Below are 12,309 nucleotides of genomic sequence, written 5' to 3' on the forward strand. Positions count from 1 at the left end.
TCACGATGCATTCGAATCGATTGACTGCGCGTCGTGTGGTGCGGACCTCGTTGCTGGGCGCCGCGGCAGCCGCGACGCTGACGCTCGCGGGCTGCATGTCGCTCGCCCCGAATTACACGCAGCCGGCCCCGAGCGTGCCTGACACGTTCCCGCACGCCACGTCGGCCGCCGCCGCGGCCGCGAGCGGCGCGACGGCGCCCCTCGCCGAGCAGAAGTCCATCGCAAAGGCCGACGCGGCGCTGGTGGCGGCCGACACGCCGTGGCAGGACTACTTCGCCGACGCCAACGTGCGCAAGCTGATCGGCATTGCGCTTGAGAACAATCGCGACTTGCGGGTCTCCATCCTCAATATCGAGAAGGCGCGCGCCACTTACCGGGTGCGCGAAGCGGCCGAGTTGCCGACGATCGACGCCGGCGGAGCCGGTTCGGTCTACCGCACGCCGGGCGCGGTGACGGGCGGCTCACCGACCATCACCCGCGAATACACGGCAACGCTGGGCACCACCAGCTACGAGTTGGACCTGTGGGGCCGCGTCAAGAACCTCTCGGACGCGGCGCTGGCCTCGTACCTGAATACCGTAGAGGCCAAGCGTGCCGCGCAGATCACGCTGGTGGCGAACGTGGCGACCGCGTACCTGACGTGGGCGTCGGATCGCGCGCTCGAAGCGTTGGCCAACAGCACACTGGAGAGTCAGCAGGCGTCGTACGACATCACCAAGGGCAGTTTCGACCTCGGCAACGCGTCAGCGCTCGACCTGAAAGAGGCCGAGCAGACGGTGGCGTCGGCCCGTGGCGATGTGGCCAGGTACGCCGCCCAGGTGGGACAGGACGAGAACGCGCTCGCGTTGCTGCTAGGTGCGCCGGTGCCAGCCGAACTCGCGCCGCCGGCGGTCGTGTCGTCGGTGACGGCCGCACGCGAGCTGGCCGCGGGGGTGCCGTCGACGGTACTGCTGCGCCGACCGGACGTGCTCGAAGCCGAGCAGACCTTGCGCGGCGCCAATGCCGACATCGGCGCCGCGCGCGCTGCGATGTTTCCGACCGTCACGTTGACGGCGGCGGGCGGCACGGCAAGCTCCGGGCTGTCCGGGCTGTTCAAGGCGGGCACGGGCTACTGGTCGTTCGCGCCGAACATCAGCTTGCCGATCTTCGACGGCGGGTCGCTGCGCGCGTCGCTCGACGCGGCCAAGGTCACGCAGAAGATCGATATCGCACAGTACCAGCACACGGTGCAAAGCGCCTTCAAGGAAGTGGCCGACGCATTGGCCACGCGCGCCACGATGCAGGCCCGGCGCGACGCGCAAAAGACGCTGGTCGACGCCGCGCAAGCCGCTTACGACCTGTCGCTGGCACGTTACCGGGCGGGCGTCGACGCGTATACGACGGTGCTGACCAATCAACGAACGCTGTATACCGCGCAGCAGGACGACATCACGCTGCAACTCGCGTGGCAGAGCAATCTGGTCACACTTTATCAAGTGCTGGGCGGTGGGGCATGAGCTTGCACATGAAGACATGGGTATCGACGCCGCGCCGGCGTTGGCTGGTGGGCGGCGGCGTTGCGCTGGCACTGGTCGCAGCCGGGCTGATCTGGCATGGCCGGCCCAAGCCCCCCGTGTTTCTGAGTACGTCCGTGATGTTGGGCGACATCGAGGACACCGTGTTGGCGACCGGCATCATCAAGGCGGCCCAGCAGGTGTATGTCGGCTCGCAGGCGTCGGGCCAGATCAAGACCCTGCCGGTCAAGGTCGGGCAGTTGGTCAAGCGCGGCGACCTGATTGCCGAGATCGATTCGCTCACGCAGCAGAATTCGCTCAAGACCGCCCGTGCATCGTTGGCCGATGTGCAGGCGCAGCGGGCATCGAAGGCAGCGCTGCTGGCGCAATATCAACTGGCGTTCGAGCGGCAGAAGGAAATGCTGGCGCAAGACGCCGGCAGCAAGGCCGATTACGACAGCGCGAAGGCGTCGCTCGACAGCACCCGCGCCGACATCGCCTCGCTCGATGCGCAAATCGACGAGGCCCGCATTTCGGTGAATACCGCTGAAGTCAATCTGGGCTACACCCGCATCGTGGCCCCGATGGACGGCACGATTGTGGCCGTGCCGGTGCAAGCCGGGCAGACCGTCAACGCGTCGCAGTCCGCACCGACCATCGTGACGATGGCCGACCTGGGCACGATGACCGTCAAGGCGGAAATCTCCGAAGCCGACGTGCTGCGCGTGAAGCCCGGCATGCCGGTGTCGTTTACGGTGCTTGGCGATCCCGATAACGCCTATCACGCCAGGCTCGCGTCGATCGATCCGGGCCCCGAGTCGTATTCGAGCGACAGTTCATCGCTGTCCAGCAGCTCGACGAGCGCGACCAGCAGTTCGTCCAGTTCGTCGTCGAGCAGCAGCACGTCGAGCACGGCGATTTACTACTACGGCCTGTTCGACGTGCCGAACCCCAACGGCAAGCTGCGCATTTCGATGACGGCGCAGGTGGCGATCACGGTGGCCTCGCACAAGCAGGTGATGACGCTGCCCGCGTCGGCGCTCGGTGCACGCGGCGACGACGGCCGCTACACGGTACTGGTGCTCGGCCCCGACGGACGCCCGCAGCCGCACCGCGTGAGCGTGGGCATCAACAACACGGTGAGTGCCGAGATTCTTTCCGGCTTGAAAGTCGGCGACAAGGTCGTAATTGGCGACGGCAACAGCGCCCCGAGCACATCAAGCGGACGTCCGATGGGTCCGCCGTCGATGGGGATGTAAGGCATGGACCAGCCACTGCTTGAACTGCGCGGCGTCTCGCGCAGCTTCGCTGAAGGCGACGGCACGGTGACCGTGTTGCGCGATGTCGACCTGGCCATTCGTGCCGGGGAGATGGTCGCCATCGTCGGCCCGTCGGGCTCGGGCAAGTCGACGCTGATGAACCTGCTCGGCTGCCTGGACCAACCCACCGACGGCAGTTACCGCATTGCCGGCGAAGACACTCGCACGCTCGACAACGATGCGCTTGCGCGCCTGCGTCGCGAACACTTCGGTTTCATCTTTCAGCGCTATCACTTGCTGGGCGACCTGACGGCTGCCGACAACGTAGCCATGCCATCGGTCTATGCCGGCACACCGTCGGCCGCCCGCGAGGCGCGCTCGCATGCCTTGCTCACCCGGCTGGGCCTCGCGCATCGGCTCGACTATCGGCCGTCGCAGCTCTCGGGCGGCCAGCAGCAGCGGGTCTCGATCGCGCGCGCGCTGATGAACGGCGGGCAGGTGATTCTCGCGGACGAGCCAACCGGTGCGCTCGACTCGGCCAGCGGCGATGAAGTGCTCGACACGCTCCAGTCGCTCAACGACGCCGGGCATACCGTCATCATCGTCACGCACGACATGCATGTGGCATCGCGCGCGCGGCGCATCGTCGAGATTGCCGACGGACGCATCAAGGCCGACCGGCGTGTGGGCGACGAGCCAAAGGCGCTCGCACCCGACGCGAGCCCAGCGCTCACCGACAGCAGTTCCGGCACCGTCTGGCTGCGTGTGATCGAGGCGGCACGCATGGCTGGCATTGCCATGCGCACGCACAAGATGCGCACCTTCCTGACGATGCTCGGCATCGTCATCGGCATTGCCTCGGTGGTGTCGGTGGTGGCCCTGGGCGAGGGATCGCGCCAGCGCATTCTGAAGGACATCAGCGCCATCGGCACCAATACCATCGAGATCTACCCCGGTAATGGCTTTGGCGATATGCGTGCATCGGCCATTCAGACGCTGACCACCCGCGACGCCGATGCGTTGTCGGGACAGCCGTTCGTGGCCAGCGTGTCGCCGGGGGTGAGTACGTCGCTCACGGTGCGATATCGCAATATCTCGGCCACCGCGACGATCAGCGGCGTGAGCGAGCGATTCGCCGACGTGCGCGGCCTGTCGCTTGCGGCCGGACGATGGTTCTCGAGCGACGCCGTGACGCGACGCGCGCAAGAGATCGTCATCGACGACAACACGCGCAAGACGTTCTTCGGCAGCGCCGATCAGGCGCTAGGCAAGATTCTGGTGATCGGCAACGTGCCATGCCGCGTGGTCGGCGTCACGATCAAGAAGCAGACGACCTTTGGCAGCAACGACAGCCTGAACGTCTGGACGCCGTACACCACGGCGATGACCCGCATGCTCGGCCAGAACTACCTGAAATCGATCACGGTGCGAGTGGCCGACAACGTGTCGACTGGTGCCGCGCAATCGGCCATCGAGAACCTGCTCAAGCGCCGTCACGGGAGAACCGACTTCTATGTCAACAATATGGACACGATTCGGCAGACCATCGAATCGACGACTGCCACGATGACACTGCTCATTTCGATGATTGCCGTGATCTCGCTGGTCGTGGGCGGCATTGGCGTGATGAACATCATGTTGGTGTCGGTCGCCGAGCGCACCCGCGAAATCGGTGTGCGCATGGCGGTCGGTGCGCGGCGCGGCGACATCCTCATGCAGTTTCTGCTCGAAGCGGCCCTCGTGTGCCTGACCGGCGGCATCGGCGGAGTACTGCTCGCCTGGGTGAGCAGCGTGGCGTTCGCCCAGATGGTGTCGGGCTTTTCGATGGTGTTTTCGACGGCTTCGATCGTCGGGGCGCTGCTGTGTTCGTCGGCCATCGGCTTGCTGTTCGGTTATCTGCCGGCACGCAATGCCGCGCACATGAAGCCGGTCGACGCGCTGGCACGGGAGTAACTATTGATGAACATGATGCGTTCTTCTCGGCAAGCGGTGCTGCCCGTGGCGCTACGCCGTGGCGTGCTGGCCTGCGCCGTCGCCATCCTCTCGGTGGGGCTGGCCGGTTGCGGCAGTCTCGTCGCCCAGCCATATCAGGCCCCCGACGTGGCCATGCCGGGGCAGTGGCAACAGGGCACGCCAGCCGATCCCAACGCGTCGCCAACGGCCACGCCGGTCGTGCCCGAGGCCGGTTCGGTGCCCGCCGCCGGCGTGTCGGCGGCGAACGCGCCGCCGACCAGTGTTGCCGATGTGCTGGCCGGCGGCGGCGATGGCTGGTGGCGACGGTTCAACGACGACGGCCTGAACCGGATGATCGACAAAGTGCTCGCGCGCAACGGCGATCTGGCGGCCGCCGCGATTGCGGTGCGCGCGGCCCAGTTGAGTGCCGATCTCACACACAGCAACGAATTGCCGACGCTCACGGGCGAGTACGACGGCGCGAAGGCCAAGTCCTTGCGCGGCTACGGCACGACGACGTCGCACGCCCTGACTGGCACGGTGAGCTACGAGGCCGATCTGTGGGGCAAGCTTGCACGCCTGACCGACGCGGCGCGATGGGAAGCGTTGGCCACGCAACAGGATCTGGCGACCACGCGCCTGTCGCTGATCGGCACGGCGACCAACCTGTACTGGAAGCTGGCCTACCTCAACGAGCGTATCGACAGCGAGCAAAAGAGCGTTGCGTATCTCGAGAAGGTGCTGGCACTCGTGCGTGTGCAGCGCGATGCGGGTGCCACGTCGACGCTCGAAGTGCTCGAAGCCGAGCAGAGCATCGAATCGGAGCGCTCGACGCTCACGCAGTTGCTCGCGCAGCGGGTCGCCACGCGCATGTCGCTGGCCGCGCTGCTGGCCGATCCGGCCGGTGCGCGTGTGCCGGCACCGCCGAACCTGTTCACCCTGCGCACGCCGGTGATCGACGCCGGTGTGCCGTTGGAGGTGCTGGCGCGCCGGCCCGACCTGCGGGCGGCCGAGTTGCGCCTGCGCGAGCAGTTCGCCAACGTCAACGCCACGCGTGCGAGCTATTACCCGACGCTGTCGCTGACCGGCGCGCTCGGCTCGTCGAGCACGGCGCTGGTCGACTTGCTCAAGAATCCCGTGGGCACGCTTGGGGCGACCATTGCACTGCCGTTCCTGAACTGGCATCAACGCGATCTGAACATCAAGTCCAGCCAGGCCACTTACGACAGGGCCGTACAAACCTTCCGGCAGACGTTGTATGCGGCCTTGACCGATGTCGAGACCGCGCTGTCCGCCCGCACGCAATACCTGCAACAAGGCGAGCAGTTGGCGCGGTCGCTGGCGGCTGCCCGGGCAGTCGAGCGGATCTACGCCGTGCGTTACCGTACCGGCGCGGTGACGCTGCGCGTGTGGCTCGACGCACAGGAGAGCGTGCGTTCGGCCGAGCGGACGCTCGCCGAGAACCGCTACAATCAGTTGACCGAAACGGTCACGCTCTATCAGGCGCTCGGCGGCGATGTGGTGACGGGGGCCTCGCAGGCTTCGCTGGCTTTACCGGTGACCACCGCCGAGGCGGCGATGTAGCCGGGCAACAGTGCGATGCCGCGTGCGGGGCATGCGGCAACGTAATGTCGGGATGTGCGGCCAGAAGAGAGATTACCGATCGGCAGCATTATCGGCGGGGGCTAGCACCACAAGGCGTACAGCCCCAAGAAACGACGCGGCTTCGGGAGCAAACGGCTTTGACGGGTTATCCATCACCCCGAAAAGCCGTTCACGTCACCCGATTCCAGCGCTGCCAGAACCGTGTATGCCGCAGACCCTCTCATTGAGGCCAGAGAGGGAAATCCTCGCAGGCGCATTGCCTGACGCTGGCAGGGAAGTGATCCCCCCAACGAACAGGAAAACGTGCGCTCAACGCTGTGCCGTCTTGGTCACCTTAGCAGGCGCCTTCTTGGCGGCGGGTTTCGCAGCCACCTTGGTGACCGACTTCGCAGGGGCCTTCGATGCCACCCGGGTCTTTGCGGTCCGATTGCCGGCAACGGCAGCCTTCGTCGGCCGACGTTCGACCACGCGAATCATCTTGCCGTGCTTGCCTCGCACGAGACGCGTACGCGGTGCTTCGCCGTCATTCCTGGCCGCCGGCGCCTCGGACGCCGCAGCCACGCGCGTGGCCTCCCTGACCGGTACGTGGAGCACCAGCAGTTGGCCCGACGTCAACGTATTGCGACGCAGACGATTCCAACTCTTGATCTGCGCAACGCTCACGCCATTGCGCGACGCAACGCTAGCAAGCGTGTCGCGTTTGCGGGCGCGCACCATTACCTTGCGTGTATCGGGAAGATCCGGCTCCAGCGCGAGCACGGCATTGCGCGCAACCGAAGCGCTGATGTCCTGGTCCATGTCGTCCGAACGCGGCACCAGCAGCGTCGAGCCCGCCTTGAGACGCATGCGCGGCGCAATGTTGTTGACCGAGCGGATGACGGCAGCGTCAACCCCCAGCTTGCGCGCGACGTCTTCCGGACGCTCACGCGATGCGGACGTGTAGGTCGTCCAGCTCGACAGCGGCTTGTCATAGCCCTTCAGACGGCGCTGGAACACTTCGGCGCTATCGAACGGCAGGAGAATCTTTGGCTGCGCCGAGCCCAGAATCACGGGCTTGCGGAACGACGGATTGAGCGCGCGGAATTCGTCGAGCGGCAGGTCGGCCAGCTTCGCGGCCAATGCCACGTCGATGTCGCGCTTGGTGGTCACGCTGACGAAGTACGGGTGATTCGGAATCTCGGGCAGCTTGACGTTGTAAATGTCCGGGTGCGCGATGATGTTCTTGATCGCCTGCAGCTTCGGCACGTAGTAACGCGTCTCGGTCGGCATGCGCAGGCTCAGGTAATCGGTCGGCAACCCTTGCGCCTGATTGCGGTCGATCGCACGCTGCACGTTGCCTTCGCCCCAGTTATAGGCCGCGAGCGCGAGTTGCCAGTCGCCGAACATCTCGTAGAGCTTCGAGAGGTAATCGAGCGCTGCAGTCGTCGAGGCGAGCACGTCGCGGCGCTCGTCCTGGAACATGTTCTGCTTGAGGTTGTAGGTCTTGCCGGTGCTGGGAATGAACTGCCACATGCCCGCGGCCTTGGCCGTCGAGAGCGCCTGCGGGTTGTACGCGCTTTCCACGAAGGGCAACAGCGCGAGTTCCGTCGGCATGTGACGCCGCTCGAGTTCTTCAACGATGTGGAACAGGTACTTGCTCGAGCGATCGATCATGCGCTCGACATATTCGGGACGCTGCGCGTACCACTGCGTGCGGTCCTGCGCAAGGTCGGTGTCCAGGTCGGGGATGGCGAAACCGTGGCGGATGCGTGACCAGAGATCAGCGTCGTCGCTGCCGTAGGCCAGGTCGTTGATCGAGTCGTTGTCGAGGTCGATGGTCTGATCGCTTGAGACGCGCTGCTTGCCTTTGGCGGACGTGACGAGAGGCGATTGGCCTTGCGCCGTCGGCGTGGAACTCGACGCACCGTTGGTCGGTGCTGTGCCGGCACACGCCGCCAGAAGCAGCGTCAGTAGCAAGCTAACGATAAGTCGCATTGATCGGGCTCGAATTGGGTTGCATCTTCATGAAATTGGCAAGGATGTTAAGGAAACCCTTCAGATGCGTCAACCATTCTGCCTAAATTTTTTGCAAAATTTACGCAAATACACCCCGTTTTCCAGGGTTATCCCTGATCTTGATGGATCACGATGTGGCTGAAACGAGACGCCCCAACGGTGTACACGATGCGATGGATAACGGACCAAAACATCACAGGGCTGGGATGCTGCAAGGCTGAGCAGGCACGAACGATCCTGTCAACGCCTGCTTTGTGACAATGTCATGCCACGACACGCTGTTGACAGCGTGGCGGAGTCACGTTCAACGGAAGCTGTCTTTCCAGCTGCGCACGGTGGCGAATACCGCCTCGCGGGTGAGCGGCGCGCGTCCCGCATGGCGCTCGGCAGACGCGATGACCGCTGGCGCGTCGCTGCGCAGGAAGGGGTTCGTCAGACGCTCCTGGGCCAGTGTCGTGGGCAGCGTGGGACGGTCGGCAGCGCGAAGCGCCGTTGCCTCCCGATGCCATGCCGCAAGCGCCGCGTTATCCGGCTCGACCGCCAGCGCGAAGCGAATGTTCGATAGCGTATATTCGTGCGCGCAATGCACGAGCGTCGCAGGCGGCAGCGCGGCGATCGCGTCCAGCGAAGCGAGCATCTGGGCGGGCGTACCCTCGAACAGACGTCCGCAGCCGCAAGAGAACAGCGTGTCGCCGCAGAACAGATGCGGTGCGCCTGCGACACCGGCGCCGAGGAAATAGGCGATGTGCCCCGCGGTATGGCCTGGCACGTCGATCACTTCCAGCGTCAAGGCCGGGGCAGCGATGTGAACGGTCTCGCCGCCGCGGTGCGGATGATCGACGCAGGCGATCGCTTCGCCGGCCGGACCGTGCACGGGAACATCGAACCGGTCGAGCAGCGCATCGACACCGCCGACGTGATCGGCATGCTTGTGCGTGATGAGAATGGCGCGCAGCGTGAGACCACGCGCATCGAGATAGGCGAGCACCGGTGCGGCGTCGCCCGGGTCGACCACCACGGCATCTTTGCCGTTGTCGATGACCCAGAGATAATTGTCCTGGAACGCGGGGACGGGGAAGACGGTCATTGTTCCGGCCGACGCCTCACTTACCGCATCTGCGTGCGCATCCATATATACTCGCCACCATGTCAGAACGTCCGATTATAGACTGGCCCCGCTGGCTCGTCTCACCGCCAGGCCGCTACGCGCTCGCATGGGAGCAGGCCCTTTTCGACCAGTGGGTCGGAGATCTGTTCGGCTATCACGCGCTGCAACTCGGCCGGCCCGAACTCGATACGCTGCGCGAGAACCGCATGCCCTATCGCGGCCTCATCCTGACGGCTGCGCGCAGCCCCGACGCCCCGTCGCTCGTCACCAAGGCCGCCAGCGACACGACTGGCGGCACGCCATCGTGCCACGCGGGCGCGGCCGACACGGTCGCGCGCGACATTCTCGTGAGTCGCTTTGACGAGTTGCCCATCGCCACGGCGAGCACCGATCTCGTGGTCCTGCCGCACGTGCTCGAGTTTGCCGAGAATCCTCACGACATCCTGCGCGAAGTCGAGCGCATTCTCGTGCCCGAGGGGCAGGTCATCATCACTGGCTTCAACAATCTGAGCCTGTGGGGCGCGCGCGAGGAGCTGGGCCGACTGGCCGGCGCACCGTTCCTGCCGCCCGGTGCCGATCTCATCGCCTTCACGCGTCTGAAGGACTGGCTCAAGCTACTGTCCTTTGACATCGATCGCGGCCGCTTCGGCTGCTACCGCCCGCCCCTGCGCGGCGAGCACTGGCTGCAGCGCTTCGAGTTCATGGAACCGGCCGGCGATCGTTGGTGGCCGATCTTCGGAGCGCTCTATGCGGTACGCGCGGTCAAGCGCGTGCGCGGCATGCGCTTGGTCGGCAAAGTGCGCAAGCGTATACTCGGCCTCCAGCCGGCGGCGGCACCGGTGGCCACCCCCAACACCACGCATCGCCAGATGGCGGAAGCGGCCGACACGCCCGATTGATTGTTTGAGAGATGACCTTGCCGCAAGTTGAGATCTACACCGACGGTGCCTGCAAAGGCAATCCTGGCCCCGGCGGCTGGGGCGCCCTGCTCGTCGCGGGCAAACACCGCAAGGAAATGTTCGGCGGCGAAGCCAACACAACCAACAACCGCATGGAGCTTCTGGCCGTCATTCGCGCGCTCGAAGCCCTGAACAAGCCCTGTCGCGTGGTACTTCACACCGACTCGCAGTATGTGCAGAAAGGCATCAGCGAGTGGATTCACGGCTGGAAGGCCCGTGGCTGGAAAACGGCCGCCAAGGAACCGGTGAAGAACGCCGACCTGTGGCAGACACTCGACGCCGTCTCGCAGAAACACGAGATCGACTGGCGCTGGGTGAAAGGCCACGCCGGGCACGACGGCAACGAGGCCGCCGACCAGTTGGCCAATCGCGGCGTGGACAGCCTGCGTCGCGGCCAGTGAGGCGGCGACCAGCGCCGCCGCTTGAGCATCATCCGCGCATTGCGTGAGACGACATGGCTCGCAGCGCGTCAATTCCGAAAGCACACGAGATTCATCGAACAGCATGCGACAACTGATCCTCGATACCGAAACCACGGGCCTGAATGCCAAGACGGGAGACCGTTTGCTGGAAATCGGTTGCGTCGAACTGGTCAATCGCCGCTTGACCGGCAACAACCTGCACTTCTACATCAATCCCGAGCGCGACAGTGATCCGGGCGCATTGGCGGTGCATGGACTGACGACCGAATTCCTCTCCGACAAACCCAAGTTCGTGGAGATTGCGGAAGAGTTGCGCGAGTATTGCCGCGACGCCGAGATCATCATCCACAACGCGGCGTTCGACCTGGGCTTCCTGGATATGGAGTTCGGCCGCCTCGGCTGGCCGCCGTTCATGCAGCACTGCTCGAGCCTGATCGACACGCTGCTGCGGGCCCGGGAGATGTTCCCGGGTCGACGCAATTCGCTGGATGCCCTTTGCGAGCGTCTCGGCGTGAACAACGCCCATCGCACGTTGCACGGCGCACTGCTCGACGCCGAGCTGCTTGCCGACGTGTATCTCGCCATGACGCGCGGCCAGGAGAGCCTTGTCATCGAGATCGGCGACGACGGCGACGGCGACGCGGGTGGCCATCGAGAAAAGATTTCGCTGCGTCAGTTCGATCTGCCGGTGATTGCGGCGGCAGACGACGAGGTGGCGCAACATGCCGGCGTGCTCAACGACATCGACAAGGGGATGAAGGGAACGTGTGTGTGGCGTACCGAACCGGCGGCCCCTGAAGGCGACACGGCACCGTCGGCGTGAGTTTGCGCCGAGCAAGACGGAAAATTCGCGCGAAGGCCTTCCCAAGCAAAGAAAACATCCCTATAATCGCTGTCTTTGCTGCTTGCGAGTCATCGCAAGAAACGGCGTGAAGTGATCGAGAGATATCGTCACGGCGGCAGCAAAAAAGAACAAAAGAAACGTTGCAGACTTCTGCGAAAACAGTTAAAGTTCTGCTCCTGATTGCGAGACAAAACCTTCAGCAATCAGCACTAAGTCATTGATTTAGTTAATGATTTGGGTGGTTAGCTCAGCGGTAGAGCACTGCCTTCACACGGCAGGGGTCACAGGTTCAATCCCTGTACCACCCACCAAATTTGCGCAAACCGCGCGGAATAAGGCCCTCAGGCAAATGCCGAGGGCCTTTTTCTTTTACATGGGCTCGTCATATTGAATCTGAAATGGATCGTGGCAGCTTCATCGGCAGATCGCTAGCAAAGCGACGCTCACTCAAAGATCCATTTCAGCGATGCGCAAAAGCGGTATCTCCTCAAAGGAAAAGGGGGACCCGCCGGAGAACTTGTAGCTCCGCAAATTCAAAGCCGCCCTTATCGCACAGATTGAGATCGCAGACCGCACCGGCCACCGCGTCATCCTGCCTTCACACCGGCCGGCTTCAAGCCGCATCGCCCAAGGCGCCCCCTCACTTCGCGGCGGCTCCCGGGCTAAGCGGA

9 protein-coding genes and 1 tRNA gene are annotated in these 12,309 nt (G+C 64.4%); 8 read left to right on the forward strand and 2 right to left on the reverse strand.

Annotated elements, in window-relative coordinates; all coding sequences use genetic code 11:
• Window positions 1–5 precede the first annotated feature (5 nt).
• Genes PTE31013_RS20070 through PTE31013_RS20085 form a run of 4 tightly spaced genes read left to right on the forward strand, consistent with a single transcriptional unit; the run spans window position 6 to window position 6,289 of the window.
• Complete coding sequence (locus tag PTE31013_RS20070; protein WP_281351841.1) at window positions 6–1,496, forward strand: efflux transporter outer membrane subunit; 1,491 nt, start codon at window positions 6–8, stop codon at window positions 1,494–1,496.
• A gap of 8 nt (window positions 1,497–1,504) precedes the next feature.
• Window positions 1,505–2,752, forward strand: a complete 1,248-nt coding sequence (locus PTE31013_RS20075) for an efflux RND transporter periplasmic adaptor subunit (RefSeq protein ID WP_217426246.1) — start codon at window positions 1,505–1,507, stop codon at window positions 2,750–2,752.
• A 3-nt stretch (window positions 2,753–2,755) separates the two neighbouring features.
• Window positions 2,756–4,705 carry a MacB family efflux pump subunit gene (locus PTE31013_RS20080; RefSeq protein WP_150614406.1) on the forward strand — a complete coding sequence of 650 codons (1,950 nt, stop codon included), beginning with the start codon at window positions 2,756–2,758 and terminating at the stop codon, window positions 4,703–4,705.
• A 6-nt stretch (window positions 4,706–4,711) separates the two neighbouring features.
• A complete protein-coding gene (locus PTE31013_RS20085; protein ID WP_246174753.1) occupies window positions 4,712–6,289 on the forward strand; it encodes an efflux transporter outer membrane subunit in 1,578 nt (525 codons plus the stop codon).
• A 330-nt stretch (window positions 6,290–6,619) separates the two neighbouring features.
• On the opposite strand, the gene PTE31013_RS20090 is transcribed toward PTE31013_RS20085, so the two are convergent.
• Both PTE31013_RS20090 and gloB read right to left on the reverse strand, forming a co-directional pair.
• Window positions 6,620–8,284, reverse strand: a complete 1,665-nt coding sequence (locus PTE31013_RS20090) for a transglycosylase SLT domain-containing protein (RefSeq protein ID WP_150614407.1) — start codon at window positions 8,282–8,284, stop codon at window positions 6,620–6,622.
• Between the two features lie 325 nt (window positions 8,285–8,609).
• The gene (gene gloB, locus PTE31013_RS20095) at window positions 8,610–9,437 is read right to left on the reverse strand and encodes a hydroxyacylglutathione hydrolase (RefSeq protein WP_150614408.1); all 828 of its coding nucleotides are present in this window, start codon (window positions 9,435–9,437) and stop codon (window positions 8,610–8,612) included.
• Between the two features lie 14 nt (window positions 9,438–9,451).
• Between gloB and PTE31013_RS20100 the strand changes: the two genes are divergently transcribed.
• The 4 genes from PTE31013_RS20100 (at window position 9,452) to PTE31013_RS20115 (ending at window position 11,949) form a co-directional block, all read left to right on the forward strand.
• Entirely contained in the window at window positions 9,452–10,312 is an 861-nt protein-coding gene (locus PTE31013_RS20100; protein WP_150614409.1) for a methyltransferase domain-containing protein, read from the forward strand.
• Window positions 10,313–10,323: 11 nt separating this feature from the next.
• Entirely contained in the window at window positions 10,324–10,773 is a 450-nt protein-coding gene (rnhA, locus tag PTE31013_RS20105) for a ribonuclease HI (protein WP_150614410.1), read from the forward strand.
• Between the two features lie 103 nt (window positions 10,774–10,876).
• Window positions 10,877–11,617 carry a DNA polymerase III subunit epsilon gene (dnaQ, locus tag PTE31013_RS20110; RefSeq protein WP_150614411.1) on the forward strand — a complete coding sequence of 247 codons (741 nt, stop codon included), beginning with the start codon at window positions 10,877–10,879 and terminating at the stop codon, window positions 11,615–11,617.
• 257 nt (window positions 11,618–11,874) lie between these two features.
• Window positions 11,875–11,949, forward strand: a tRNA-Val gene (locus tag PTE31013_RS20115).
• Window positions 11,950–12,309: the final 360 nt, after the last annotated feature.

The organism is Pandoraea terrigena (assembly GCF_902459705.1).
Classification (GTDB): Bacteria; Pseudomonadota; Gammaproteobacteria; order Burkholderiales; family Burkholderiaceae; genus Pandoraea; species Pandoraea terrigena.